The 26,455-nt window shown below is 73.7% G+C and carries 26 protein-coding genes; 18 read left to right on the forward strand and 8 right to left on the reverse strand.

Annotated features, from left to right (window positions below; all coding sequences use genetic code 11):
- Positions 1 to 642 (reverse strand): ATP-binding protein, encoded by a 642-nt coding sequence (locus tag ACFWP2_RS31665; RefSeq protein ID WP_380457861.1) that lies wholly within the window; start codon positions 640 to 642, stop codon positions 1 to 3.
- A gap of 230 nt (positions 643 to 872) precedes the next feature.
- Here ACFWP2_RS31665 and ACFWP2_RS31670 point away from each other — a divergent pair, with 230 nt between their 5' ends.
- The 11 genes from ACFWP2_RS31670 (at position 873) to ACFWP2_RS31720 (ending at position 13,570) form a co-directional block, all read left to right on the forward strand.
- Positions 873 to 1,682 (forward strand): hypothetical protein, encoded by an 810-nt coding sequence (locus ACFWP2_RS31670; RefSeq protein WP_380457863.1) that lies wholly within the window; start codon positions 873 to 875, stop codon positions 1,680 to 1,682.
- Between the two features lie 184 nt (positions 1,683 to 1,866).
- Positions 1,867 to 2,616, forward strand: coding sequence for a YcnI family protein (locus ACFWP2_RS31675; protein WP_380457865.1), 750 nt, complete (start codon positions 1,867 to 1,869; stop codon positions 2,614 to 2,616).
- A 77-nt stretch (positions 2,617 to 2,693) separates the two neighbouring features.
- A complete protein-coding gene (locus ACFWP2_RS31680) occupies positions 2,694 to 3,362 on the forward strand; it encodes an SCO family protein (RefSeq protein ID WP_380457867.1) in 669 nt (222 codons plus the stop codon).
- On the forward strand, positions 3,359 to 3,871 hold the full coding sequence (locus ACFWP2_RS31685; RefSeq protein WP_380457869.1) for a copper chaperone PCu(A)C: 513 nt from the start codon (positions 3,359 to 3,361) through the stop codon (positions 3,869 to 3,871). The genes ACFWP2_RS31680 and ACFWP2_RS31685 overlap by 4 nt, the downstream gene beginning before the upstream one ends.
- Before the next feature lie 14 nt (positions 3,872 to 3,885).
- Entirely contained in the window at positions 3,886 to 5,925 is a 2,040-nt protein-coding gene (locus ACFWP2_RS31690) for a FixH family protein (protein ID WP_380457871.1), read from the forward strand.
- A 14-nt stretch (positions 5,926 to 5,939) separates the two neighbouring features.
- The gene (gene efeB, locus ACFWP2_RS31695) at positions 5,940 to 7,295 is read left to right on the forward strand and encodes an iron uptake transporter deferrochelatase/peroxidase subunit (RefSeq protein WP_380457873.1); all 1,356 of its coding nucleotides are present in this window, start codon (positions 5,940 to 5,942) and stop codon (positions 7,293 to 7,295) included.
- A gap of 155 nt (positions 7,296 to 7,450) precedes the next feature.
- Positions 7,451 to 8,386, forward strand: a complete 936-nt coding sequence (pheA, locus tag ACFWP2_RS31700) for a prephenate dehydratase (RefSeq protein ID WP_380457875.1) — start codon at positions 7,451 to 7,453, stop codon at positions 8,384 to 8,386.
- Positions 8,387 to 8,947: 561 nt separating this feature from the next.
- On the forward strand, positions 8,948 to 10,222 hold the full coding sequence (gene serS / locus ACFWP2_RS31705) for a serine--tRNA ligase (RefSeq protein ID WP_380457877.1): 1,275 nt from the start codon (positions 8,948 to 8,950) through the stop codon (positions 10,220 to 10,222).
- A 52-nt stretch (positions 10,223 to 10,274) separates the two neighbouring features.
- Positions 10,275 to 11,120 carry an HAD family hydrolase gene (locus ACFWP2_RS31710; RefSeq protein ID WP_380457879.1) on the forward strand — a complete coding sequence of 282 codons (846 nt, stop codon included), beginning with the start codon at positions 10,275 to 10,277 and terminating at the stop codon, positions 11,118 to 11,120.
- 405 nt (positions 11,121 to 11,525) lie between these two features.
- Entirely contained in the window at positions 11,526 to 12,248 is a 723-nt protein-coding gene (locus tag ACFWP2_RS31715) for a FadR/GntR family transcriptional regulator (protein WP_380457881.1), read from the forward strand.
- Between the two features lie 62 nt (positions 12,249 to 12,310).
- Positions 12,311 to 13,570, forward strand: a complete 1,260-nt coding sequence (locus ACFWP2_RS31720) for a CynX/NimT family MFS transporter (RefSeq protein ID WP_380457883.1) — start codon at positions 12,311 to 12,313, stop codon at positions 13,568 to 13,570.
- A gap of 155 nt (positions 13,571 to 13,725) precedes the next feature.
- Here the strand turns inward: ACFWP2_RS31720 and ACFWP2_RS31725 are convergent, their stop codons facing one another.
- From ACFWP2_RS31725 to ACFWP2_RS31740, 4 genes are read right to left on the reverse strand one after another with little or no spacing between them, the layout of a single operon-like run.
- Complete coding sequence (locus ACFWP2_RS31725) at positions 13,726 to 14,442, reverse strand: ABC transporter permease (RefSeq protein ID WP_380457885.1); 717 nt, start codon at positions 14,440 to 14,442, stop codon at positions 13,726 to 13,728.
- 58 nt (positions 14,443 to 14,500) lie between these two features.
- Complete coding sequence (locus tag ACFWP2_RS31730) at positions 14,501 to 15,418, reverse strand: ABC transporter ATP-binding protein (RefSeq protein ID WP_380457887.1); 918 nt, start codon at positions 15,416 to 15,418, stop codon at positions 14,501 to 14,503.
- Positions 15,419 to 15,448: 30 nt separating this feature from the next.
- Positions 15,449 to 16,348 (reverse strand): ABC transporter permease, encoded by a 900-nt coding sequence (locus tag ACFWP2_RS31735; protein ID WP_380457889.1) that lies wholly within the window; start codon positions 16,346 to 16,348, stop codon positions 15,449 to 15,451.
- Complete coding sequence (locus ACFWP2_RS31740; protein WP_380457891.1) at positions 16,332 to 17,357, reverse strand: ABC transporter ATP-binding protein; 1,026 nt, start codon at positions 17,355 to 17,357, stop codon at positions 16,332 to 16,334. The genes ACFWP2_RS31735 and ACFWP2_RS31740 overlap by 17 nt, the downstream gene beginning before the upstream one ends.
- Positions 17,358 to 17,572: 215 nt before the next feature.
- On the opposite strand from ACFWP2_RS31740, the gene ACFWP2_RS31745 reads away from it, so the two are divergent.
- The 4 genes from ACFWP2_RS31745 to ACFWP2_RS31760 are packed head-to-tail and all read left to right on the forward strand — an operon-like array spanning position 17,573 to position 21,438.
- A complete protein-coding gene (locus ACFWP2_RS31745; protein WP_380457893.1) occupies positions 17,573 to 18,013 on the forward strand; it encodes a hypothetical protein in 441 nt (146 codons plus the stop codon).
- A gap of 13 nt (positions 18,014 to 18,026) precedes the next feature.
- Positions 18,027 to 20,309 carry a hypothetical protein gene (locus tag ACFWP2_RS31750; protein ID WP_380457895.1) on the forward strand — a complete coding sequence of 761 codons (2,283 nt, stop codon included), beginning with the start codon at positions 18,027 to 18,029 and terminating at the stop codon, positions 20,307 to 20,309.
- Entirely contained in the window at positions 20,306 to 20,914 is a 609-nt protein-coding gene (locus ACFWP2_RS31755; protein ID WP_380457897.1) for a hypothetical protein, read from the forward strand. Before ACFWP2_RS31750 ends, ACFWP2_RS31755 begins: the two co-directional genes overlap by 4 nt.
- A complete protein-coding gene (locus tag ACFWP2_RS31760; RefSeq protein ID WP_380457899.1) occupies positions 20,911 to 21,438 on the forward strand; it encodes a hypothetical protein in 528 nt (175 codons plus the stop codon). The genes ACFWP2_RS31755 and ACFWP2_RS31760 overlap by 4 nt, the downstream gene beginning before the upstream one ends.
- Positions 21,439 to 21,510: 72 nt before the next feature.
- Here ACFWP2_RS31760 and ACFWP2_RS31765 read toward each other — a convergent pair whose 3' ends face one another.
- The 3 genes from ACFWP2_RS31765 to ACFWP2_RS31775 all read right to left on the reverse strand — a co-directional run bounded on the left by ACFWP2_RS31765 (position 21,511) and on the right by ACFWP2_RS31775 (position 24,137).
- Positions 21,511 to 22,137 (reverse strand): hypothetical protein, encoded by a 627-nt coding sequence (locus ACFWP2_RS31765; protein ID WP_380457901.1) that lies wholly within the window; start codon positions 22,135 to 22,137, stop codon positions 21,511 to 21,513.
- 104 nt (positions 22,138 to 22,241) lie between these two features.
- A complete protein-coding gene (locus ACFWP2_RS31770; RefSeq protein ID WP_380457903.1) occupies positions 22,242 to 23,129 on the reverse strand; it encodes an LLM class flavin-dependent oxidoreductase in 888 nt (295 codons plus the stop codon).
- A gap of 84 nt (positions 23,130 to 23,213) precedes the next feature.
- Entirely contained in the window at positions 23,214 to 24,137 is a 924-nt protein-coding gene (locus ACFWP2_RS31775; protein WP_380457905.1) for a serine/threonine-protein kinase, read from the reverse strand.
- 116 nt (positions 24,138 to 24,253) lie between these two features.
- On the opposite strand from ACFWP2_RS31775, the gene ACFWP2_RS31780 reads away from it, so the two are divergent.
- The 3 genes from ACFWP2_RS31780 (at position 24,254) to ACFWP2_RS31790 (ending at position 26,386) form a co-directional block, all read left to right on the forward strand.
- The gene (locus tag ACFWP2_RS31780) at positions 24,254 to 24,769 is read left to right on the forward strand and encodes an RNA polymerase sigma factor (RefSeq protein WP_380457907.1); all 516 of its coding nucleotides are present in this window, start codon (positions 24,254 to 24,256) and stop codon (positions 24,767 to 24,769) included.
- Positions 24,766 to 25,614 carry a hypothetical protein gene (locus ACFWP2_RS31785; protein ID WP_380457909.1) on the forward strand — a complete coding sequence of 283 codons (849 nt, stop codon included), beginning with the start codon at positions 24,766 to 24,768 and terminating at the stop codon, positions 25,612 to 25,614. The genes ACFWP2_RS31780 and ACFWP2_RS31785 overlap by 4 nt, the downstream gene beginning before the upstream one ends.
- Before the next feature lie 94 nt (positions 25,615 to 25,708).
- Positions 25,709 to 26,386 (forward strand): hypothetical protein, encoded by a 678-nt coding sequence (locus ACFWP2_RS31790; protein WP_380457911.1) that lies wholly within the window; start codon positions 25,709 to 25,711, stop codon positions 26,384 to 26,386.
- The last annotated feature ends 69 nt before the right edge of the window (positions 26,387 to 26,455 follow it).

Here is a 26,455-nt window from a genome sequence, read left to right on the forward strand (position 1 = left end):
CTACGACGCCGCCTGGAGCAGCGCCCCGTCCTGCCACTTGAGGATCTTGTCGAAGCTGACGATCGCCCCCCGCAGGGGGTGGTTGCGGAGCTGGACGTGGTCCGTGAGGGCGTGGATGAGGAAGAGGCCGCGGCCGGACTCCGCGGTGAGGTCGGGGAGGGTGTCCAGGTCGACCGGGCGCAGCGTGGGGGTGCTGGGGAGGCAGGGCAGGACGTGGGTGTCGTACGGGTGGCCGTCGCGGCGGGGCCGGTGGGCGGAGAGCACGCGGGCGGGGACGGTGGCGCGGCCGCGGGTGCGGCGGGGCGGACGGCCGGCCGGCGCCGGGCGGGCCTGGTCCGGGGCGGCCGGGCGGCGGGCCGGTGCCGCGGGTGCGGCGGGGGCGGGCAGGCCGGGGCCGGAGTCGGTGACCTCGATCCGCAGCCGGTCGCCGCAGATCGAGGCGGTGACCTGGAAGCCGTCGTCGGGCCGCCCGGTGGCGCCGTGCTCGACGGCGTTGGCGCAGGCTTCGGTGAGGGCGACGCCGAGGTCGTCCGCGATCTGCGGGTCGACGCCTGCGGTCGCCATCGCACCGAGCAGGATGCGCCGGGCCAGCGGGACGCTGGCCGGGTCGCGCTTGAGGTGCAGAGTCCACCAGATGTCCACGGGAGGTCCCTCCTGGCTGCGGCTCCACATACAACTAGGTATCTCCGGGCGATTCCCGGGTGAACCGTGCCCGGGGCCCGCTACCGCCCGTTCGGCGGATGGACCGGGGGACGGTGTCTGTGCCGGGCGACGCGTACGCCCCCTCGCACGCCGCCGCCGAAAGGGGCATTCGTAGGGATTTCCCACCCTGCCCGTCCCGGGGGCGTACGCAATGAGAGGATGGCCCGGCCATGACTGCCCTCGCCGCCGCCCCGCTCCCGGGCGCCCCCGGACCGGCTCTGCCGGTGGGGTCCGCCGCCTGGGACCTGCGGCTTGCCCGGGCGGTCCCGTTCGCGCTGGTCTGCACCCTGATAGCGGCCGCCGGGCACGCCCTGGCGGGTGGCGGGAACGTGCCGCCGACCGCGCTGGCGGTGGGCTTCGCCGCGGTGCTGGCGTTCGCCGCGGTCTGCGGCGGGCGGGAGCGTTCGCTGGCGGCCATCGCCGGGGCGCTGGGGGTCGGGCAGCTCGGACTGCACTGCCTCTTCCACGGCTTCGACGGCTCCATGCCCGGCATGCACCACGGCGGCCCGCTGACCGTGCCGCAGGTGGCCGGCCGGCTGATCTGCAACGAGGCCCGTCCGGGCACGCTGATCGGCCTGTCCGGCGGCCCGTCCCCGGAGCAGCTGGTCTCCTCCGCGGGTCTGGACCCGCACGCGTTCGCCGCCGCGCCCTGGTGGCAGGGCGGCCTCTTCGGCATGACGCCGTCGATGCTGCTCGGGCACCTGGGTGCCGCGCTGGTCGCGGGCTGGTGGCTGCGGCGCGGCGAGGCGGCGCTGTGGCGGCTGCTGCGGGTGGCCGCCACGGCGGCCCGGGAGCACTGGGCGGCGCCGTTGCGTACGGCGTTCGCGCTGGTGGCCGCGTTGCTGCGCGGTCTGTTCGGCGTGGCCGGCCCGGCCCGCCGGTTCGGTGCCCGGGGCGGGGAGAGCCCGCTCCCGGGGGGTGCCGTGCTGCGGCACAGCGTGGTGCGGCGCGGGCCGCCGTGCGGGGCCCTCGCGTACTGACCGGCGTCTCCTGGCGGCCCCACGGCCGTCACCGGGTGTCGGCGTGCGCACCGTCCGGCCGTTCCCCGACCACCGGGGCGGCCCGAGGCTCTGCCCCCACGTTCCCCTGCGCGGCCCCCGCGGCACGGCTCACGTCCGTCGCCCGGTTCCGGCCGCCGCCGAGCTCCGATCGGAGACCCGCATCATGCGTTCCCTTCCCGCCCGCCGTCTCGCCGCCGTCGCCCTCACCGCCGCCGCCTCCGTGGTGGCGCTGGCCGGCCCCGCCTTCGCGCACGTCACCGTGAACCCGGGCGCGGCCGCCCAGGGCGGTTACACGGCCGTCGACTTCCGGGTGCCGAACGAGAGCGACACGGCGGGCACGGTGAAGCTGGAGGTCAACCTCCCGCTGGACCACCCGCTGGCGTCCGTCAGGACCCTGCCGCTGCCGGGCTGGACCGCCACGGTCGAGAAGGCCAAGCTCGACAAGCCGATCAAGGTGCACGGCAACGACGTCACCGAGGCCGTCGCCAAGATCACCTGGACCGCCGACGCCGGCACCAAGATCGCCCCCGGCCAGTTCCAGGAGTTCCGGGTCTCGCTCGGCCCGCTGCCGACCGACACCGACAACCTGGTCTTCAAGACCCTCCAGACCTACGACAACGGCGACGTCGCCCGCTGGATCGACGAGTCCAAGGAGGGCCAGCCGGAGCCGGCCAAGCCCGCGCCCGTCCTGAAGCTCACCAAGGCCGCCGAGGGCGACGGGCACGGCGTCACCGCCACCCCGGCCGCGGGCGCCCACGGGGACAGCTCCGACCACGCCGCCGCCTCCGGCGACGCCAAGTCCAGCGACTCCACCGCCCGCACCCTGGGCGTGGTCGGCATCGTGGTCGGCGTGATCGGCACCGCCGTCGGCGTGCTCGGCCTGCGCCGCAAGAACGGCGGCTCCGCCTCCTGACCCCCGCGCCGGCGGGGCCGCATCCGGAAGACGGGTGCGGCCCCGCCGGCGGAACACCGCGCACGATCGGAAGTCCCATGCCCCGCACCACCCGCACCACCCGTCTGGCCGGCGCGGCCGCCCTCGCGCTGGCCGCCGTCCTGACCCTCTCCGCCTGCGGCTCCTCCGGCGGCGACTCCACCGCCGCCAAGGTCACCCGGCAGAAGGAGGACACCCCGTACCAGGGCACCAAGCTCGCCAAGAACTTCGAGAAGCCGGACCTCCAGCTGACCGACACCTCCGGCAAGCCCTTCGACCTGCGGCAGCAGACCAACGGCAAGGCCACCCTGCTGTTCTTCGGCTACACCAGCTGCCCGGACGTCTGCCCGACCACCATGGGCGACATCGGCGTCGCGATGAAGGCGCTCCCCGAGGCCGACCGGCAGAAGGTCAAGGTCGTCTTCGTCTCCACCGACCCGCAGCGCGACACCCCCCAGGTGCTGCGCACCTGGCTGGACTCGATGGGCAGCGACTTCATAGGCCTCACCGGGGACCTGGCCAAGGTGAAGACCGCGGCCAAGTCGCTCGGCATCATGATCGAGGACCCGGTGGTCAACGGGGACGGCACGGTCACCTCCACCCACGGCGCGCAGGTGCTGGCCTTCCTCCCCTCGGACGACAAGGCGCACGTGCTCTACATGAGCGGCACCGAGGAGAAGACCTACGAGCACGACCTGCCGCTGCTCGCCAAGGGGGTCGCGGCGTGAACCCGGCGCAGACCGGAACCGGCCGCTTCCGCCGCACCGCCCTGCTCGGCGCCGTCGTCGCGACGGCCCTGGGCGGCGGCGCCATCCTGGCCGCCTGCGGGACGGGCGGCGGCACGGGCGGCCGGGACGGCGCCGCCGGCCCGGCCAGGATCAGCGTCGCCGACTCCTACATCCCGCTGCCCCCGGCCGGCGGCATGGCGGCCGGCTACCTGACCGTCCGCAACGACGGCGGGCAGGACGAGCTGCTCAAGGTGACCAGCCCGGCCGCCGGGTCGGTCACCATGCACCGCTCGACCGAGTCGAGCATGGAGCAGGTGGACAGCCTGGACGTCCCCGCGCACGGCGCCCTGAAGCTCGCCCGGGGCGGCAACCACCTCATGATCATGGGATGGCAGAAGGCCCCGGCCATCGGTGACGAGCTGGAGCTCGACCTCACCTTCTCCAAGTCCGGCACCATCTCCGTCAGGGTGCCGGTCAAGGAACTCACCTACCGCCCCGGCCAGAGTTAGGGGAACCCGCCACCATGCAGTCGGCCGGCCTGGAGAAGGCCACCCACCGCCGGATCGCCGGGGTGCTCGCGGCGCTCGGCGCGTTGCTCGCGCTGATGCTCGCGGGCGCCGGCCCGGCCTCCGCGCACGCCATCCTGGATTCCACCGACCCGGCGCAGAACTCGGTGATCGGCACCGCCCCCGAGGCGGTGACGCTGACCTTCAGCGAGTCCGTCTCGCTCTCCGCCGACTCCGTCCGGGTGCTCGACCCGGCCGGCAAGCCCGTGGACACCGGCAACCCGGGGCACGCCGACGGCAAGGGCAACACCGCCCGGGTCGGGCTGCAGAGCGGGCTCGCCAACGGCACGTACACGGTGGCCTGGCGGGCCGTCTCGGACGACTCGCACCCGGTCGGCGGCGCGTTCACCTTCTCCATCGGCGCGCCCTCGGACACCTCGGTGTCGGCGGCCGCGTTCCAGGGCGCGGAGGCCGACGGCCTGGTCGCCGCCCTGTACGGCACCGGACGCGCCGTCGCGTACACCGCCTTCGCGCTGCTGGTCGGCGTCGCCGCCTTCGTGCTGATCTGCTGGCCGGCCGGCACCGCCCGGCGTCCGGTGCAGCGGCTGCTGATGACCGGCTGGACGGCGCTGCTGGTCTCCAGCGTGGCGGTGCTGATGCTGCGCGGCCCGTACGAGCGCGGCTCGGGGGTCGGGCAGGCCTTCGACCTGTCGCTGATGCGCTCCACGCTGGACGAGCGGATCGGCACCGCGCTGGCCGCCCGGCTGCTGCTGCTCGCGGCGGCCGGGGTGTTCCTGTCGCTGCTGGTCGGGCAGCTGGGGCAGCCGCCGCGGCCGGTCGTCCCGAAGCCGCGGGACGAGGACGGCTCCGCGGGTCCGGCGGACCCGGCCGGCTCCGAGGACCGCTCCGAGGACGACGCCGAGGCCGCCGAGCTGCGCGAGCTGGAGCAGCGAGCCGCCGAACGGCCGCAGCGCGAGGTCCGGCTCGGCCTCGGCGTGGCCGGGCTGGTGCTGGCGGTCGCCCTCTCGGCGACCTGGGTCGGCGCCGACCACGCCTCGGTGGGCATCCAGGTCTGGCTGGCGCTGCCGCTCGGCGTCCTGCACCTGATCGCCATGGCGCTCTGGCTGGGCGGGCTGGCCGCGCTGCTGGTCGCCCTGCGCGAGGGCGTCGGCGTCGAGGTGGTGGACCGCTTCTCGAAGCTCGCCTTCGGCTCCGTGGCCGTGCTGGCCGCCACCGGGCTCTACCAGTCCTGGCGCGGCCTGGGCAGCTGGGGCGCGCTGACCGGCACCGAGTACGGACGGCTGCTGCTGGTGAAGAGCGGCTGCGTGGTCGCGATGGTCGGCGTCGCCTGGATCTCCCGGTCCTGGCTGGCCCGGCTGCGCTCGGCCCCGGCCGAGGCGGTGGAGGTCGCACCGGCCGAACTGCCGGAGCCGGTCGCCGTGGCGACGCACAGCGAGGACCCGGTCCGGCAGGCGCAGCTGGAGCGCCAGCGGACCGCCCGGGAGAGCGCCGGACGCGACCGCGGGCTGACCCCGACCCGGGCCGGGCTGCGCCGCTCGGTGCTGGTCGAGGCGCTGGTCGCGGTGGCGGTGATGGTGGTCACCACGATGCTCACCAACTCCCCGCCCGGACGGGTCGCGGGCGAGCTCAGGGCCGGATCGGCCGGCGCCGCGCCGGCCGGCGGGGCCGCGGCGGCGCAGACCGAGCCGGGCCGCACCGTCGAGCTCAAGCTCCCGTACGACACCAAGGGCCGCACGCCGAACGCCAAGGGCACCGCGATCGTCACCCTCAACCCCGCCCGGACCGGGGCGAACGAGGTGACGCTCGCGCTGGACGGCACGGACGGGCAGCCGGTGGACGTGCCCGAGGTGCAGCTCGCCTTCACCCTGCCGGACCGCGACCTCGGCCCGCTGCCGGTCGAGCTCACCCCGGAGGGCACCGGCCGCTGGCTCGGCACCGCGCAGCTCCCGCTGGCGGGCAACTGGGTGGTGTCGGTGCAGGTCCGCTCCTCCGACATCGACCAGGCCACCCCGACCCAGCAGTTCAAGATCGGGTGAGCGGGGTGACGGACGTGACGTCGGGACACGTTGCGGCGGAGCACGGTCCGGCGGACGCCGGGTCGGAGGACGCCGGGTCGGAGGAGCACGGGTCCGCGGAGCGCGGACCGGCTTCGGCGGGGCCCGCGGGCTTCACCCGGCGGGCGCTGCTCGGCACCGCCGGGGCCGGACTGCTGGCCGGCGCCGGCGCGGGCGTCGCCGGGGCCGTCGCCCTGGACGGGCGGTCGGGCGGGACGGCGGTCGCGCCGGGCCCGTCCGGCGGGACCCTCGGCGCCGCCCGGGTGCCGTTCCGCGGCGAGCACCAGGCCGGGATCACCGACCCGGCGCAGGCCCGGGCCCAGCTCGCCGCCTTCGACCTGGCCGAGGGCGTCGGCCGGGAGGGGCTGCGCACCCTGCTCCAGCGCTGGACGAAGGCGGCCGAGCGGCTGACCGCCGGGGAACCGGCCGAGGAGTTCGACGGCCAGGTCGCGCTGGACGCCGGGCCCTGCTCGCTCACCGTCACGGTCGGCTTCGGCGCCGCGCTGTTCGACAAGGCCGGGCTGGCCGACCGCCGCCCGCCCGGGCTCGAACCGCTGCCCGCCTTCCCCGGCGACGCGCTCGACCCGGCCCGCGGCGACGGCGACCTGTTCGTCCAGATCGGCGCGGACGACGCCCTGGTGGCGGTGCACGCCCTGCGGGTGCTCCAGCGGCTCGCGGCCGGGACGGCGGCGCTGCGCTGGCAGTCGGCCGGCTTCGCCCGCACCCCCGGCGCCGCCGCGCGGCCGGTGACCGGACGCAACCTGATGGGCCAGATCGACGGCACCAACAACCCCCGGCCGGACGAGGAGGGCTTCGCCGCCACGGTGTTCTGCGCCGCCGGCGGCGACCAGCCGGGCTGGCTGGCCGGCGGCTCGTACCTGGTCTTCCGGCGGATCCGGATGCTGCTGGACCACTGGGAGGCGCTGCCGGTGGACCGGCAGGAGCGGGTGATCGGGCGGCGCAAGTCGGACGGCGCCCCGCTCGGTGCGCCCGCCGGGGCCGGCGAGCGGACCCCGGTCGACCTCGCCGCGCAGGGCCCGGACGGCACCCTGGCGATCCCCGCCGACGCGCACATCCGGGTCGCCGCCCCGGCCGCCAACGGCGGGGCGGCGATGCTGCGCCGCGGCTTCTCGTACCACGACGGGCTGCTGCCGGACGGCTCCCCGGACGCCGGGCTGCTCTTCCTCGCCTTCCAGGCCGACCCGCGCAAGGGCTTCACCCCGGTGCAGCGCAAGCTCTCCCGGGGCGACGGCCTCTCCCGCTTCCTGCGGCACGAGGCGAGCGGGCTGTACGCGCTGCCGCCCGGCGCGCCGCCCGGAGGCTACCTCGGCCAGCAGTTGTTGGAGGGGTAGTTCCCCCGGAATCCCTCGGAATCCCCCGGGATTCACCGGGATCCACCCCCGCGGTTCCGGCCCGTGGAACGCTTTCCTGCCGGAGCCGCGGAGTCGTTAGGGTGACTCCTTCGGCACACTCTGCCCGCGCAGCACCGAGATCCCACGGAGGCGTCATGTCGGCCACCCGCTACACCTACCTCGGACCGGCCGGCACGTTCACCGAGGCGGCCCTGCACACCCTGCCCGAGGCGGCGACCCGGGAGCTGGTGCCGCTGTCCTCGGTGGCGCTGGCACTGGACGCGGTGCGCGGCGGGGAGGCGGCCGGGGCGTTCGTCCCGATCGAGAACTCGGTGGAGGGCGCCGTCACCGCGACCAACGACGAACTCGCCGCCGGCACACCGCTGATGATCTACCGCGAGGTGCTGCTGCCGATCACCTTCGCGCTGCTGGTGCGGCCCGGCACCGAGCTGTCCGGGATCAAGACGGTGACCAGCCACCCGGTGGCCCAGCCGCAGGTGCGGCGCTGGCTGGCGGCCAACCTGCCGGACGCGAAGTGGGAGTCGGCCGCCTCCAACGCGGACGGCGCCCGGCTGGTCGCCGAGGGCCGCTACGACGGCGCGTTCGCGGGGGAGTTCGCGGCGCCGATCTACGGGCTGGAGCCGCTGGTCAAGGAGATCGCGGACGCCAAGAGCGCGGCCACCCGGTTCGTGCTGGTCGGCCGCCCGGGGCGGGTCTCCTCGCCGACCGGCGCGGACAAGACCTCGATGGTGGTCTGGCTGCCGGACGACCACCCGGGTGCGCTGCTGGAGCTGCTCCAGGAGTTCGCGGTGCGCGGGGTCAACCTGATGCGGATCGAGTCCCGCCCGACCGGCGAGGGCATGGGCAGCTACTGCTTCCTGATCGACTGCGAGGGCCACCTGTCCGAGCGCCGGGTCGGCGAGGCGATGATGGGGCTCAAGCGGATCTGCCCGCAGGTGCGGTACCTCGGCTCCTATCCGCGCGCCGACCGGCAGGAGTCCACCCACCGGCGGCCGGGGACCTCGGACGAGGACTTCACCTCGGCGGCGGACTGGCTCTCCCGCGCCCTCGACGGCCGCGGGAACATCTGAGGCCCGTAGGGCATCGGCAGCCCTCGGGGCAGCCGCGGCCCTCCGGACACCCTGGTTACATCTTTTGTCTTTCCGACCTTTTCCGACTGTTTCGGATCGGGTCGATCAGGCGGGACGGATGGTCCCACCCGTCGTCCACAGGGGGTCGGGAGCCGAGGTCCGCTGTCCACAGGCCCCCGCACTGTCCACAGCCCCGAGTTATCCACAGGTCCGGGGCGGAGTCGACAAACCGTTATAGCCATTGCCCAGAACTGGTCGGACCATCGGTTTGCGCCGCAGAGATGACCAATCGGACCAGAGTCACCCGGTTGCCAGCAAATCACCCGTCCGAGTGCTTCAATTCCCTCACTCGAGAAGGTTCATTGAGGTTTGAAACCTCAATTCCCTGGTTCGTTCACGCGGAAGGCGATCCTCCCCTTTGATCCACAGGCCTGGGGTCGAGCCTGTGGATAACCCGGTGGCGGAGAGTTCCCCACAGAAGTTATCCACAGGATCGGCCGAGTTATCCCCAGGGAAAAAGCCGTACCGGTGGAGGAACGGTCGCCCGGTACGCTTGGGCCTGTGATTGACCTTCGCCTGCTCCGTGAGGACCCTGACCGAGTGCGCGCCTCGCAGCGCGTCCGTGGCGAGGACGTCGACCTGGTCGACGCCCTCCTCTCCGCCGACGAGCGGCGCCGGTCCTCGGGCAGCCGCTTCGACGAACTGCGCAGCGAGCAGCGGGTGCTCGGCAAGCAGGTCGCCCAGGCCAAGGGCGACGAGAAGGCCGCCCTGCTCCAGCGCACCAAGGACCTGGCCGCCGAGGTCAAGGCCGCCGACGCCGAACAGGGCGCCGCCAAGGAGGAGGCCGACCGCCTGCTCCGCTCGCTGGCGAACCTCATCGACCCGGCCGCCCCGGTCGGCGGCGAGGAGGACTTCGTCACCCTGGAGGAGATCGGCACCCCGCGCGACTTCGCCGCCGAGGGCTTCGAGCCCCGCGACCACGTCGAGCTCGGCCAGATCCTCGGCGCGATCGACACCGAGCGCGGCGCCAAGGTCGCCGGTGCCCGTTCCTACTACCTGACCGGCGTCGGCGCGCTGCTGGAGCTCGCCCTGGTCAACATGGCGATCGCCCAGGCCACCGCGGCCGGCTTCATCCCGATGATCACCCCGACCCTGGTCCGGCCGGCCGCCATGGACGGCACCGGCTTCCTCGGCCAGGCCGCCGAGAACGTGTACCACCTCGCCGAGGACGACCGGTACCTGGTCGGCACCAGCGAGGTCCCGCTCGCGGCGTACCACATGGACGAGATCCTCGACGCCGACAAGCTGCCGCTGCGCTACGCCGGCTACTCGTCCTGCTTCCGCCGCGAGGCCGGCACCTACGGCAAGGACACCCGCGGCATCATCCGCGTCCACCAGTTCGAGAAGGTGGAGATGTTCGTCTACACCACCCCCGAGGACGCGGAGAACGAGCACCGTCGCCTGCTCCAGTGGGAGAAGGACTTCCTCAACGCGCTGGAGCTGCCCTACCGGGTGATCGACGTCGCCTCCGGCGACCTCGGCGCCTCGGCGGCGCGCAAGTTCGACATCGAGGCGTGGATCCCCACCCAGGGCAAGTACCGCGAGGTCACCTCGACCTCCAACACCACCGAGTACCAGGCCCGCCGACTGTCGATCCGGATGCGCGAGGAGGGCAAGACCCGCCCGCTCGCCACCCTGAACGGCACCCTGGTCGCCATCCCGCGCACCATCGTGGCGATCCTGGAGAACCACCAGCAGGCCGACGGCTCGGTCGTCGTGCCCGAGGCGCTGCGGCCGTACCTCGGCGGGCGGAGCGTCCTCGAACCGGTCAAGTAACCCGGCACGCAGCACCCAGCACCACCCGCAACTCCCGGGAGACGTACGGCCCATGAGCACCATCAGCCCCAGCCACGCCTCCCCCGGCGGTGGCGACCTGCCCTACCGGCTGGTCGCCACCGACCTCGACGGCACCCTGCTCACCAGCGGGGAAACCGTCTCCGAGCGCACCCGCGCCGCCCTGGCCGCGGCCACCGGCGCGGGCGCGCTGCACATCATCGTCACCGGGCGCTCGGCGGTCTGGGCCCGCCCGGTCTTCGACGAGATCGGCTACACCGGGATAGCCGTCTGCGGCCAGGGCGCCCAGGTGTACGACGCCGGCGCGCACAAGCTGCTCACCTCGCTCACCCTGGACCGGCGGCTCGCCGCGCTCGCGATCGAGAAGATCGAGACCGAGACCGGCCCGCTGGCCATCGCCGCCAACCAGGACGGCCTCGACGGCCAGGTACTGGCCGGCCCCGGGTACGAGCTGCTGATCGGCTCCGACCTGCCGGTCGTCCGGGTCGACCGCGGCGGACTGTTCGACGCCCCGCTCAGCAAGCTGTACATCCAGCACCACGCCCTCACCGACGACGCCCTCGCCGAAGCCGCCCGGCGCGCCGCCGGGGACCTGGTCGGCGTGGTGATGGCCGGCGCCGGAGTCGTCGAACTGCTCCCGCTCGGCCTGTCCAAGGCCACCGGCCTCGCCGTCGCCGCCCGCCGCCTGGGCGTCCGCTCCACCGACACCATCGCCTTCGGCGACATGCCCAACGACGTCCCGATGTTCGGCTGGGCCGCCCACGGCGTCGCCATGGCCAACGCCCACGAGGAACTCCTCGCCGTCGCCGACGCCGTCACCACCAGCAACGACGAGGACGGCGTCGCCGCGGTCCTGGAGCGCCTCTACCCGCAGGGCTGACGCCTCCGGCGGGCGGCGACGGCGAGGCACCGGCTCGCGGCCGGAGGATCCTCGACGCTCAGACATCTCCAAAGCGGCCTCCCGCCCCGCGCAGCTCCCCGCGCCCCTGGTGGGGCGCGGGGATTGGCTTTGGGGTAGGGGAGGCCCTGGTGGGGCGCCGGGGCCTGGTTTCCGGGGAAGGGGGCCCTGGGGCGCGGGGGTCCGTATCCGGGGAGTGGGAGGCCCCGGTGGGGCGCCGGGGATGGTGTCCCCGTCCGTGGGCGTGGGGCGGCTCGGGCGGGCTGCCCAAGGGGCGGAATCACGGCTGGTTGAGGGTTTACGGGCTGGTCGGGGGTGGGTTGTAGGATGACCGGGCAAGCGGTTGTAGGATGACCGACGACCGGTGAGGAACTAGGGAGGTCCGGCGTGAGCGGCGGTTTGCAGGCGGCCGGGCGGCGTTCCCTGGTGGACACCGCGATCGAGCAGTTGCGGGAGCAGCTGGCGGGTGGCGCGTGGCCGGTGGGGTCGCGGATTCCCACCGAGCACGAGCTGGCCGAGCAGCTGGGTGTCGGACGGAACACCGTGCGGGAGGCGATCCGGGTGCTGGTGCACGCCGGGATGCTGGTCACCCGGCAGGGCGAGGGGACGTTCGTCCGCTCCACCAGCGACCCGGCGTCCGTGCTGCGCGGCGTCCAGCGCTCGGGCATCCGGGACGTCCTGGAGGTCCGTGCGGCGCTGGAGACCGAGGGCGCCCGGCTGGCCGCGCTGCGGCACACCCCCGAGGACATCCGGCGGATGCGCGCCGCGCTGGCCCGTGAGGCCGAGGTGTTCGCGGCGCACCCCGAGCGGGCGAGCCGCGAGGCCACCGTCGAGCACGACCTGGAGTTCCACACCGCCGTCGTCGAGGCCGCGCACAACCCCGCGCTGGCCGAGGTGTACCGCTACTTCGGCGCCTCCGTGCGCGAGGCGATGACCTCCGCCTTCGGTGACCACGAGATGCCCGAGGCGGTCGTCGCCACGCACGAGGCGCTGGTCGACGCGATCGAGAGCGGTGACCCGGACCGGGCGGAGGCCGCGTGTCGCGCGCTGCTCGCCGGCCCGACCGCGGCCGTCGAGCAGCTGCTCGCGGCCATCGCGGCCCGGAAGTAGGACGGCGCGAGCCTCCCTTCCGCCGTCCGCATCCACGCACTTCACGAAAGAACAGCACACCCATGGCCGTCACCCGTGCCCAGCAGCCGGTTGTCACCACTCCTGCCCCGCTCCCCGTCCGGACCCGGCTGGCCCATCCGCTCCTGCTGCTGACCGGCATCGTGCTGGTCGCGCTGAACATGCGCGCCTGTCTGGCGGCGGTCTCCCCGATGGTCGGCGAGATCCAGCGGACCTTCGGCCTGTCCGCCACCGCGAGCGGGCTGATCACCACCGTCCCGGTGCTGTTCCAGGGCGTCGGCGCCCCGCTCACCCCCCGGCTGACCCGCCGCTTCGGCGCGGAGCGGGTGGTGCTCGGCGCGGTGCTGGTGCTCGGCGCGGGCGTGCTGCTGCGGGTGCTGCCCTCGGTGGCGGCCCTGTACGCGGGCTGTGTGGTGATCGGTGTGGCCATCGCGGTGCTGAACGTGTCGATGCCGGGCCTGGTGAAGCGCGAGTTCCCGGACCGCGCGGCCACCATGACCGGCGTCTACTCGACCACCATGCTGGTCGGCGCCACGCTCGCGGCCGGTACCTCCGTCCCGCTGGAGCACGCGCTGGGCGGCGGCTGGCGGGCCTCGCTCGGTGCCTGGTCGCTGCTCGCGCTGGTCGCGGCGGTGGCCTGGCTGCCGCAGGTGCTGCGCTCGCGGCAGGAGCGGCAGGAGCGGCAGGGGGCGGCGGCGGTGGCCTCGGCGGGTGCGGCGGCGGCCAAGCCGATCGAGGGCATCTGGAAGTCCCCGCTGGCCTGGCAGATCAGCCTCTTCATGGGCATCTCGTCGCTGCTGGTGTACATCCTGGTCGCCTGGATGCCGACCATCCTGGCCGAGCAGGGCATGGACCGCGGGCAGGCCGGTCTGGTCTTCGCCTTCTCCAACCTGGTGCAGGTGGCGGGCGCCTTCCTGGTGCCGCTGATGGCCGGCCGGATGACCAGCCAGCGCGGGCTGGCGCTGACCATGGTCGCCCTGAACGGGCTGGGCATCGCCATGCTGCTGGTCGCGCCGGTCTCGGCCGCGTGGGTGTCGGCGACCATCCTGGGCGTGGCCCAGGGCGGTTCGCTGGGCCTGGGCCTGGCGTTCATCGTGCTGCGCACCCGTACCGCGGCCGGTGCCGCCCAGCTGGGCGGGATGTCGCAGGCGATCGGCTACCTGGTCGCGGCGGTCGGCCCGGTGGGCGCGGGTGCGCTGCGCCAGCTGACCGGCGGCTGGGAGACCCCGCTGGTGCTGATGCTGGTGCTGGTGCTGGTGGTCGGCGCGGCGGGCTGGGGCGCGGGCCGCAACCGCACCCTCTGAGCCGCCCGCCACGAGGGCGGAGCGGAGTAGGGCACAGCAGTGGGCCCCGGACACCTGAGGGTGTCCGGGGCCCATCGTCGTACGGGGCTCATGCCGTACGGGCCTCAGCGCCGCACCGGGCTCAAAGCCGTACGGGCCTCAAAGCCGTACCGGGCTCACTCCTCGCCGGCCAGCGTCATCCCGGCCAGCTTCACGGAGGCGAACACCGTCGCCGCGACGGTGACCACCAGCAGCAACGGCACGGCCACACCGAGCGAGACGTCGGAGCTGATCGCGTTCTGCCCGGCGACCGCCTCGCCCACCGAGCGGCCCCACTGCTGGATGCTCAGCGTGCGGGCGCCGTCGACGAAGTTGCCGACCGTCGACTCCCAGATCAGGGCGTAGGCGAGCCCGGCCACCACCGCGTGCCGGGTGACGACGCCGAGCAGCAGGAACAGCGCGCTGTACGCGGCGCCGGCGACCAGCACCGCCACGGTGTAGCCGAGCGCCACGCCGTCCTGGGTACCGACCAGCAGCAGCCCGGCCAGCAGCGTCGGGACGACCGAGAACAGCCAGGTGACGCCGATCGCGACGACCAGCTTGGTGGTCACGATCCGCCACCGGGGCAGCGGCTTGGCGAGCAGGTAGACGATCGAGCCGTCGTCGATCTCGTTGGCGATCACCCCGGTGCCGACGACCAGCCCGAGGATCGGGATCAGGGTGCCGAGGCCGAGGGCGCCGAGGATGTTGCCGGCCGCCTCGTGGGGGTCGGCGCTGGACACACTGGCGATGGCCGCGACGATCAGCAGCAGGGCGGGCACCACCAGCAGCAGCAGGCCGCGGCGGCGGCCCAGCAGCCCGCGCAGGGTCAGCCTGGCGACGGTGGGGTTCATGGTCGGTCGGCCCCTTCCTGGGCAACAACGGTCCTGGCGGCGACGCTCACGCGCCCGCTCATGCGGAGACCAGGTAGGAGAAGACGCTCTCCAGCGATTCGTCCGCCGGGGAGACGGTGTACAGCCGGATGCCGGCCTCCCGGGCGACCCTGGGCAGCAGGGTGGTGAAGCCCTGGAAGTTCACCGCCTCGATCCGCAGTGCCCGCTCCCGCTCGTCCACCTCGATGCCGGTGGTGGAGCCGTCGGCGATCAGCGCGGCGGCGAGCCGGCGGTCGTCGCTGGAGCGGACCAGGTAGCGGTGCGGGCGGTCGGTCATCAGCCGGCGGATCCTGCGGAAGTCGCCCGAGGCGGCGTGCCGGCCGGCGACGACCACCTCGATGTGCCGGGCCAGCTGCTCGACCTCCTCCAGGATGTGGGAGGAGAACAGCACCGTCCGGCCGTCCGCGCCGAAGCGGCGCAGCAGGTCCATCAGCTGGAGCCGCTGGCGCGGGTCCATGCCGTTGAAGGGCTCGTCGAGCAGCAGCACGGACGGGTCGTGGACGAGGGCGGAGGCCATCTTGACCCGCTGCTTCATGCCCTTGGAGTAGGTGCCGGTGCGGCGGTCCTTGGCGTAGGCCATCTCCACCAGGTCCAGCGCCCGGGCCGCGGCGGCGCCCGGCTGGGGCAGGCCGTGCAGTTCGGCGTTGGCGAGGACGAACTCCCAGCCGGTCAGGTAGTCGTACATCGACTCCCGCTCGGGCACCAGGCCGATCTGCTTGTACACCTGCTGGTTGCGCCAGATCGGCGCGCCGTCCAGGGTGACGGAGCCGCTGGAGGGGGCCAGGAAGCCGCTCATCATGTGGATGAGGGTGGACTTGCCCGCCCCGTTGGGGCCGAGCAGGCCGGTGATGCCGGGGCCGATGGCCATGGTGATGTCGTTGACCGCGACCACGTTCCCGAACCAGCGGGAGACCTTGTCGATGCTGATGGTGGCCATGCCGCTCCCCTCTCAGACACTGCAGTTGGATTAGACACTGCGGTAGCGGCGCAGCAGCAGCCGGTACGAGCCGGCCACCATGGCCACCGCGACGAGCGCGAACACGGCCAGTCCGAGGCCGCCCGGAGCGTGCCGGCGGTCGGCGCCCTCGCCGAGGCCGAACAGTTCGTTGACCAGGGACTCCACCAGGTCGGTGGGCGAGATCAGCGACATCCACTGCGCGCTGTCCGAACCGCTCGTGCTCCGGTTGGTGATCCCGACGGCGGCGACGCCCAGGGCGGCGCTGACCGCCAGGTAGCCCATGATCGCGGCCACCCCGAAGCCGCGGCGCGGGGTGGAGGCCGCGATCACCAGGGCCACCGAGGTCGGCACCAGCGCGTACAGGACGGCCGCGACCAGGCCGTACAGGAAGTGCCCGGTGTTGTAGCCGAAGTCCATCCCGCCGAGCAGTGCGCCGATGTACAGCACCAGCAACGGGGCCGCCATCAGCAGCAGTTGGGCGCAGGCCATGGCGCCGAACTTGGCCCGGACGTAGTCGGTGCGGGTGATCGGGCGGGAGAAGTAGAGGGGGACGGTCTGGTAGCGCAGGTCCCGGGAGAGCAGCACCGGCGCCTGGGAGGCGAGGAAGACCGAGACCACCAGGCTGAGGGTGGAGAGGTAGCCGGCGTACTCGACCGGCAGCTCGTCGCGCTTCATCACGATGGCCAGCGCCACGAAGATCACGGCGGGCACGGTGACCACGCCCAGCACCAGCATCGGCAGCACCTTGGACTTGCCGGAGCGGCCGAGGCCGTACGCGGCGCGCAGGCTCTGGGTGAAGAGCGCGCGGGTCGCGTAGGAGCGGCCGAGCCGGGGGCCGGTGTAGCCGCGGTAGCCGATGTCGTGGATGACGCCGGTGTCGGCGGACCTGGTCTCAGGAGGCAGCGGCACTGTTCGTCCCTCCCCTGCTCTGCTCGGTGTCCTGGGGGTCGGTCTCGGTGGCCTGGGAGTCGGTGAAGAGTTCGGCGACCCGGTGCCGGCGCTGTTCCAGCCGGACGAGTCCGAGGCCCAGTCCGGCGACGGCGTCGCGGATGGTGTCGTACGTCGACTCGTCGGCCAGCCGGACCAGCAGCTGGTGCGGGCCCTCGGACTGGACGGACAGGCCGGCCGCGGCGAGCCGCTCGCGGACCGCCGGGCCCGGCTCCAGGCCGTGGCCGTGACCCTGACCTTCCAGGAAGCCGTCCTCCGGGAAGTCGCCGACCTCGACCGCGAGGACGGCCGTCGCCTCGGTGAAGGAGGCGGTGGAGGAGGAGCGCAGCAGCTTGCCGCCGTCGATCACGACCAGGTGGTCGCAGGTCCGCTCCAGCTCGCCGAGCAGGTGGGTGGTGACCAGCACCGAGATGCCGAAGTCGGTGTGCACCCGGCGGATCAGCCCCAGCATCTCGTCCCGGCCGGCCGGGTCGAGACCGTTGGTCGGCTCGTCCAGCAGCACCAGCTTCGGGTCGTGCACCAGGGCCTGGGCGAGCTTGACCCGCTGCTTCATGCCGGTCGAGTAGCCGCCCATCGGACGGTACCGCTCCTCGTACAGGCCGACGTGCCGCAGGGTGTCCGCGGTGCGCTCACGGGCGGCGGTGGCGGGCAGGCCCGCCATCCGGGCCATGTGCACCACGAACTCGGTCGCGGAGACGTCCGGTGGCAGGCAGTCGTGCTCGGGCATGTAGCCGACCTGCGCGCGGATCTCGGAGCCCCGGGTGGCGACGTCCAGGCCGAGGACCTCGCCCCGGCCGGAGGTCGCCGGGGCGAGCCCGAGCAGGATCTTGATCAGTGTGGACTTGCCCGCGCCGTTGGCCCCGACCAGACCGACCACACCCGGCCGCACCTCGACGGTGAGCTGGTCGAGGGCGGTGACGCGGGGAAACCTCTTGGTGAGGCCGTCCGTCTTGATGACAGCTGTGGACACGCGGACCAACGTAACGGTCTTGTGCCGTACGGGTCATGAGCACGAATGAGGAGCCCGCCTGCTGCTGCGGTATGACGCCGGGCACCCGCACCCCTAGGGGTTCGGCAAAAACGGAGCCCCCCTGTACCCTTTGTCGAACTCTTGACGTACTTGCCTAATTCTTTGCCGACGGGGGTGCCGGAACAGCGTGCCGGCACGGAGGGGGAGCGAGCGACATGTCTGATCGGGCGACCGCGTTCGACCGGATGATGAACCCTTGGGCCTACGACGCGGACGGGAACCTGACCGCCCAGGCCCGCGCCCAGGAGGCGGCCCGCACCCAGATCAACTCGGCCTCGGCGCCGGGCGGCGGGGGTGGGGGCGGCACCGGCTTCAGCGCCGACACCAACGCGCTCACCACCGCGGGGAACAACTCCGACCAGATCCACGCCCGCCTCAACACCGACGGCCGCGGCGCGGACGAGGCCACCGCCAAGGTCTCCACCGCGCTCGCCAACTGGAGCACCGGCAAGGCCGCGGCGGGCGCCGCCGGCACCTGGGACCAGTGCGTCGCCGCGCTCGGCGGCACCATCGGGCAGACCACCCAGGCGCTGCGCGCCACCGCCACCAACTACCGCCAGAACGAGTCGGCCGTCCAGCACGACCTCGGCGCCTGAGAGGAGAGCTGCGATGGTCGACTTCCACGAGCTCAGCACTGCCGACTTCGGTGTCCTGGACACCGCCGCCACCGCCTGGACCACCGTCGCCCAGAAGCTCCAGGCGATGGACGGCGACTGGGACACCACGGTGATCGCCAAGGTCAACTCCGCCTGCTGGAGCGGCCCCGCGGCCGACCAGGCCCGCCCCGGCCTGCAGCGCACCAACGAGCAGCTGACCGCCGCCGTCACCGAGGCCAACGCCTTCGCCTCCACCTTCAAGGAGGCGTCCACCGAGTTCAAGGCGGCCAGGACCAAGCTGGACAAGGCGGTCGCGGACGCCCGCACGGCCGGACTGACCGTCACCGACAACGGCACCGTGAGCTGGCCCCCGGCCGACAACGCCACCCGGCACGACTACGAGGCCATGCGGGACTACCAGAAGGAGTGGGGCGACAAGGCCGAGGCCGCCCGCAAGGCGATCGACGCCGCCGTCGCGGAGGCCGCCGCCGCCGACGAGCGGATCGCCTGGGCGCTGCGCTCCGACAGCATGACGGACGGAGCGAAGTCCTTCAACAGCAAGGCCATCGGCTCCGGCCCCGAGGCGGACGGCAAGCGCGCCGCCCAGCTCGCGGCCAAGGGCGGGGAGATCACCGAACCCGAACTCACCGAGCTGAACTCGCTGTTGGCCTCGCACGGCAACGACCCGAAGTTCTCCACCAAGTTCTACCAGGACCTCGGCCCGGACGGCCTGATCAAGTCCTGGAACGGCATGGTCGGCGACCCGGCACACCCCCGCGACGACAAGTCCCCGCGCTGGAAGGCCTACCAGGACCTCCAGAAGAACCTCGGGCTCACCCTCGCCACCGCCACCCGCACCACCAACGAGCCGCACCTGTCGGACGAGTGGTCCGCCGCGCTGCGCAAGGCCGGCTCCCAGCCGGTCTGGGACAAGCCGTACCGGGCCTCCGGCCTGGACTACGTGCCGTACGGCTACCAGGTGCTCTCCGGCATCCTGATGAACGGCGACTACGACGCCCACTTCATCAACCCGATCGCCGAACACGTCACCCAGCTCGACACCCAGGACAAGTACTGGCCGGCCCCGCCGCCCGGCTCCAAGATCCAGGGCTTCAACCTGACCGGCGGCGACGAGGCGGGCTCCGGCTTCCGCCCCACCACGGCCGTCCTGGAGGCGCTCGCGCACAGCCCGGAGGCCTCCACCAAGTTCTTCACCGAGAAGCCGACCGCGTACAACGAGGACGGCACGGTCAACCAGGGCGGCAAGCCCAAGCCGGCCGACTACTTCGACTACTACGTGCACGACAAGGACTGGATCCCGGACACCACCTCGCGGGACTCCAAGGTCTGGGACGCGAGCAAGCAGGCCGGGCCGGCCGCGCTCGGCCGCGCCCTGGAGGCGGCCACCACCGGCCACCCGTACGACGAGCCGAGCCCCGTCCCCCCGGCCAGGCACACCACCGAGCAGGCCGACCTGATGCAGAAGGTCGTGGACACCTTCGGCCGGCACGGCGGCGACGGCGCGCTGGACGACATCAAGGGCGACGGCAAGCTCGCCGCGATGCGCGGCAGCCTCGGGCACATGACGGCCGAGTACATCGGGGACGTGCAGAACTCGCTCTCCCACGGGCACGACCTGCCGGTCAACGGCTCCCCGGCCACGCTCAACGCCTCGTCCGTGGCCGGCCTGCTCGACGCCCTCGGGCGCGACCCGGACGCCTACGGCGCGGTGGCCAACGCCAACCAGGCGTACACCACCGCGCTCATCCGCGGCCACCTCGACAGCGGGCAGACCGACTTCGCCCGGCTGGAGTCGGACATCAAGCACAACGCGGAGTCCGGCGGAGTCGTCAGCGGCTACCTCAACCAGGCCCGGGTGGACGAGGTGCAGAACCAGCACGCCGTCTCCGACAAGGAGTTCAACGACGCGCTGGAGAAGAACGTCGGCTACGGCAAGGACGCCTTCAACGCCGTCATCGGCACCGTGACGGAGAAGGTCCCGCTCGGCGGCGAGCTCGCCGGCGCGCTGATCGACGAGATCGCCGACAGCGTGATCGAGGCCAACAAGCACGACACCACCGAGGACGGCCGCCAGGAGAGCCGCGACCACACCGCCGAGGCCGAGGGCCGGGTGGCCCGCGGGGCCGACCAGGCGGTCCGGGACGCCGGCGGCGGCACCGGGATCTCCCGCCAGGACCTCGACCGGCTCGCCAACAGCGCCAGGGACAGCGCGCTCCAGGGCATGTCGCGCGGAACGGCGAACAACGTCAGCACCAACGCGAAGGGCGACGCGTGAGCGGGCTCCCGGCCCGTTGGGCCCGGTCCCTGGCGGACCGGTGGGCCGGGCGCCTGCACGATCCGCTGCTCCTGCCCGGTGTGCTGGTCGTGGCGGTGGCGGCCGCCGGGTTCGTCGGCTACCGGGACTGGCAGGGCCACCGCCCGACCGAGGCCGCCGGCCGGTCCACCCACCTCTGCCACCTGCCCACCGGCCCCGACACCCCGCTCGGGCGGCTGCTGCCGGACGGCGACCAGGACTCCGAGGACCGGACGAAGCCCGTCCTCGGCGACGACCCGCGGACCTGCGTCATCCGGATCGACGGGCGCACCGTGCTCACCCTCACGTCCGCCGGACGCCGGGGACAGGTCACCCTGACCTCCGAGGCCGCCAAGCGGCCGGACGCGCGCACCTTCGACGTCGGCGGCCTCGGCGCCTCGTGGCCGGGCGGCGCCGCCGCGGCCGCGGGCTGCCTGACCGGGAAGTACGAGCGGTACGACTACTTCGAGCTGGAGATCGTCGCCGGCGAGGCCGTCCGCGCCTCCGGCGGCGGCGACGTCCAGGCCGACCTCGAACAACTCGCCCGGACCGCGCTGGTGGAGACCAGGAAGGAGCAGTGCTCATGAAGCACCCCCGGGCCCTGATCGCGGGCGGGGCCGCGCTGCTGCTCGGCGGCGGCCTGCTCGGCTGGCACGTGTACCTCGACCGGACGTCCTACCACCCGCCGGCCGTCACCCTGTCGCACGGCGAGTGCCGGGGCCTGCTCGACGACCCGGGCGTCGCCGAGGTGCTGGGCGGCGCTCCCCGGGTCTCCGTGCGAACGGACTACCGGACGGCCGACGAGCGCAACCCGGCCTCCGTACGGTGCTCGGTCAACGGCGAGGACGGACGGCTGCTGACCGCCGAAGCGGCGTTCGGCACCGTGCTGCCCGGCGGCGACAGCCCCGGGGCGGTCGGCTTCGCATGCACGCTGGACGGCAAGCCCACGGGCTACCGGGCCGTCGTCACCCTCACCGGCAAGGACGGAAAGGCCCTCGCGGACGGACCGGGCCGGGCGCGGATGAACGAGCTCGCCCGTGGCTTCGCCGAGCGCGCCGCCGGGAAGCAGCTGGGCTGCGCGAACGGCGCCGAATCGGTCACCGCGGGGTGAGCCGACCGGCGCCGCTCCCGGCGGCCGTCGGCGGCGGGCCCGCCAACCATGGGCCCGTCAGCTGTGGGCGCATCAGCTGTGGGCGCGCTCCCAGAGCTCGGTGACCTTGCCGGAGGCGTCGATCGCCACCTTGTAGTCGCCGACCGAGCAGGGGTAGGAGCCCTTCTCGTTGTACGGCGAGGCGAGGCACTCGTTGACGTGCTTCACCAGGTCGGCCAGGTTGACGTCCTTCGGCGGGGCCAGCACCGAGCTCAGGTGGCCCTTGGCGGTGGGCGCGAACGGGGCGCTCTTGTCCGCGCCCACCGGCTCGAAGCCCACGTCGTTGACGCCGCAGACGTCCTTGGTCTCCTTGTAGACCAGGGTCGTCGCGCTGGTGCCCTTCACCGGGTAGATCCACTTCTGCCCGGCGGGCAGCGGCCCGTGGGTGCAGAAGCCCTCCGGCTCGCCGTCGGCGGACGGCGTGCCCGACGCGGCGGGCTTGCCGGTCCCGGCGGGCTTGGCGGTCCCCGCGGGCTTACCGCTCGGCGCCGGGCTCGCGGCGCCGGCCGGGGCGGCGGTGGGCGCGGCCGAGGCGGCGCCGGTCGACCCGCTTCCCGCCCCCTGGTCCGCGGTGTTGTCCGGGCCGCAGGCGGCCAGGCCGAAGGCCGCGGCGGCGACCAGGGCGGTGGTGAGCAGTCTCCTGGAGCTGGAAGAAGGCATGACGAAGGAACCCCCGTGGTGACGCATGATCAGTTCGGTGATGCGGCGGACAGACTAGCGCCCCGGACCGACGCCCGGGGCGCCGACCGGGGCGCCGACGCGGCTCAGCCCAGCCTGGCCAGGCCCTCGGTGGCGATCTCCTCGAAGACCGCGAGGTCGTTCTCGAAGATCGAGTCGGGGATCGGCCAGTGGATCACCAGCTCGGTGACGCCCAGCTCCCGGTAGGTGCCCGCCCAGTCGACGAAGGCCTCCACCGACTGCAGCGGCTTCTCCGCGGTCGAGCCCTGGAGCAGCACCTTCTCCAGCGTCGCGACGTCCCGGCCCCGGGCCTCGCAGGCGGCCGTCAGCTTCTCGATCTGCTGCGCGATCACCGCGGGCGCCTGCTCGACCGGCACGTCCGCCGGGCCCTTCGGGTCGCCGTACGTCACCCAGCCCTGCCCGTGCTCGGCGGCCAGCTTCAGCCCGCGCGGGCCGGTCGCCGCCACGTAGAACGGCAGCCGCGGGGTCTGCACGCAGCCGGGGATGTTCCGCGCCTCGACCGCCGAGTAGTACGTCCCCTCGCGGGTCGTGGCGTCGTTGCGCAGCAGCTCGTCCAGCAGCGGCACGAACTCCCCGAGGCGGTCCGCCCGCTCCCTCGGCGACCACGCCTCCTGCCCCAGCGCCGTCGCGTCGAAGCCCGTCCCGCCGGCCCCGATCCCCAGCGTGAACCGCCCGCCGGACACGTCGTCCAGCGTGATCAGCTCCTTCGCCAGCGTCACCGGGTGCCGGAAGTTCGGCGAGGACACCAGCGTGCCCAGCCGCAGCCGCTCGGTGGCCGTCGCCGCCGCCGTCAGCGTCGGCAGCGAGCCGAACCACGGCTCGTCCTGGAACGACCGCCAGCTCAGGTGGTCGTAGGTGTACGCGGCGTGGAAGCCGAGCTCCTCGGCCCGCCGCCAGATCTTCTGCCCTTCGCTCCACCGGTGGACGGGGAGGATCACGGTGCTCAGTCGCATGTCATCGACCCTACGGCAGCCGTCGGCGGCCGGGCGCCCTCCGACTCGACGGCCTCTCCCGGGGCGGACCGGCCCCGGTCGGGCTCAACGCCGCAGCCAGCTCAGCAGGGTCGCCGCCGTGAACACCGCGCCCGACGCCAGCCAGACCGCGCGCGGGGTCAGCCACCGCGGGCCCTCCAGGGGCTGGGGCTGGGGCTGGGCCTGCGGGACCGGAGCCAGCAGCGCGTCCGCGAAGGCCTGGGCGGTCGGCGGCCGGTCCGCCGGCTCGACGGACATCGCGGCCCGCAGCAGCAGGACGACGTTCGGTGGGAGCTCCGTTCCGGCCGGGAGCGCCGGCAGCGTCGAGGCGGCCGGCTGGTCGGTCATCAGGGCCGTGGCGCGCCCGCCCGGGCCGAACGGCTTCTGCCCGGTCAGCAGCTCGTAGGTCACGACGGCGAGCGCGTACACGTCGGCCCTCCCGTCGAACCCGCCGGTCTGGAAGGCCTGTTCGGGTGCCATGTACGCGGGCGTGCCCGTGGTCACCGTCAGCCCGGACGCGTCGGCCAGTTGCTTCGCGCTGCCCAGATCCGCCACCAGCACCGCGGCGGGCGCGGCGTCGGTGGCGAGCAGCAGGTTGGACGGCTTGACGTCGCGGTGCACCACGCCCGCCTCGTGCAGGACCTGGACCGCGTAGCCCGCCTCCGCGGCCAGCCGCAGCGCCTCCTGCGGGTCGCACTGCCCGACCCGGTCCGCCAGGGTGCCGCCGCGCACGTAGTCCATGACGAAGTAGGGCCGGTCCTCCTGCACCCCGACGTCGTGCACCCGGACCACCCGCGGGCTGGCGATCCGGCGCAGCAGCCTCGCCTCGGCCAGGAACCGCTCGCGCACGTCGGCGTTGGCGGCCCAGTTCTCGGCCAGCACCTTCACCGCGACCTCGGTGTCGAGCTCCGGATCGTAGGCCTTCCAGACCGTGGCGAAGGAGCCGGCTCCGAGCCGCTCCACGAGGAGGTAACGGCCGAGCTTGCGCATGTGGCAGCATTCTGCCGGAGTCGGGGGGAGTGCGGAACTCCCGTTCGACGGGCGGGGTGCCAGGCGGGACGAGACGGGGGATCCGGGTGTTCGAGGAAGCCGAGCTGGAACGGCTCGTGACGTCTGCTCAGGCGGGGGACCCGGGGTCGATGGAGTACCTGCTGGCCAAGCTGCGGCCGGTGGTGCTGCGCCGCTGCTCGCGCTTCCTGCCCCACCACGCCGACGCGGAGGAGGCCGCGCAGGACGCGCTGCTGTCCATCAGCACGCACCTGGACGGGTACGGCGGCCGCGGCTCCTTCCAGGGCTGGGTGACGGTGATCGCCTCGAACGCCGCCCGGTCCACCTACCGCTCGATGCGCCGGCGCGCCGAGGACAGCCACGCCGAGCTCCCCGAGTCCGTCGACCCGCGCACCACCAGCGTCATCGCCGGGACCAGGCTCGACCTGATGGAGGCGGTGGCCGCGCTGGAGCGGCAGCATCCCACCCTGGTGGAGGCCTTCGTGCTGCGCGACCTGGGCGACCTGACCTACGTCCAGGTGGCCGAGCAGCTGGACGTCCCGCTGGGCACGGTCAAGGACCGCATCCACCAGGCCCGCCGCTTCCTGCGCGAGCGTCTGGTCACCGGCCTGTGAACGGCGGCCCCGCGGCGGGCGGCGGCCGCGTCGCCGTCCGGCGCCGGTCCGCCGTCGCCGCCCTGGTGGCGGCCGCCGCGCTCGGGCTGGCGGCCGGCCGGTTCGTCCTGCCACCGCCCCCCGGGGACACCGCGCACCCGGCAGCGCGGTCGGGTGCCGCGGTCGGCGGGGCGTCCCAGGGCGCGTCCGCTCCCGCGACGCCCGGCGGGTCCGTCCCGGCGCCCGCGTCCTCGGCCTCCGGCTCCGCTTCCCCGACCAGTGCGACCGGGCCGGTGACGACCGCGAACCTCGTGGACCCCGCGGCGTTCAGCCCGGACATCCGCATCGGGCAGATCCACGTCACCGACTGGTACGGCGACGCGGTTGACGCCAATTCGGGCTGCTCAGGCGAGACGACCCTCGAACAGACCCCGGGCGGGCCCGGCGCCCACTTCCGCGGACTGACGACCAGCCCCCGCACCGAACCAGGCGACCCCCCGCCGGCCGCCGACCGCGTCGACCGGGTCGCCCGCGAGGTCGTCGCCGAGGCCCCGAGCCCTTCCCTGGCGCAGAACTTCGCCGAGCGCCTGCTGCTGGAGGAGGTGCCCTGCAAGGAGGAACCGCCAGGGCACTGGGTCTACGGAAGGACCACGACACTGCAGCTCGCCCCGGACGCCACCGCGAGCTGGATGGGTACCTACGAGGGAACCCTCAACACCACCGGCAGAGCGCCCGAGGGCAAGGAGCCCTGCGGCGGCGTCGCCGTGCTGCGCAGCGGCAGCCACTACGGAGTGCTGGACGTCCACGCCTGCCTGGGCACGGCCGCGATGGACCACGTCGTCAGGGCCGCTCTGTCACAGCTGTGAAACAGCCGGTCCGGGCTCCAACTTTCCCTCCTCCGGCGGCATCTCCCCGGTTGTACGAGGACGCAGCAGGCGTCCCGACCAGCAGGGGGACCAGATGACCGAGAACCGGACCGTCCAGCAGAAGTCCGTTCGCCGCAACCGGATCGCCGCCGCGGCCTGCTTCGCCGCCTCACTGATCACGGTCAGCGTCGTCGGCACCCAGTCGGCCACCGCCGACGGGGGCGCGCACGCCGCCGCGCAGCGCACCGCGGTCGCCGCGCCCGGACTCGGCTCCGCCCACCTCGTCCAGAGCGAGGACTTCCAGAAGGGCATGAACCCGGTCGGCGCGACCATCGAGCTGACCGGACGCCAGGGGCTGTCCGCGTGCACCGGCGAGGAGACGATGCACGACCTGACCAAGGACAAGGCCACCGCGTACGCGTCCGTGCACTGGACCTTGGACACCAAGGGCATGCTGATCGAGTCGGCCGCGAACGCCCCCACCGGGAACGCGGCCGCCACCTGGGAGCAGCAGCTCGTCACGCTCGTCGAGGGCTGCCAGGACGAGCCCGCCGGCCACTGGTACTACGGCGCGGCCCACAGCCTGACCGTCACCGGCGGCACCGCCCGCTGGTACCCGGCCTACAACGGCGACGGCACCGCCGCCGGCGGGGTCGCGGTCCTGCGCAGCGGCACCAGGGTCGCCATCGTCGAGCTCACCGGCCAGCCCGGCTCCACCCCGGCCGCTGTCGAAGGCATCACCACCGCGGCACTGAACCGCCTTTCCTCCTGAACGGCGGCCCCGCCCCCGCCCGGCGGCCCGGCTCCGCCCGCGCCGCCGGGCGGGGGCGGGCCGCACGGC

The sequence above is a fragment of the Kitasatospora sp. NPDC058444 genome (assembly GCF_042721415.1).
Lineage (GTDB): Bacteria > Actinomycetota > Actinomycetes > Streptomycetales > Streptomycetaceae > Kitasatospora.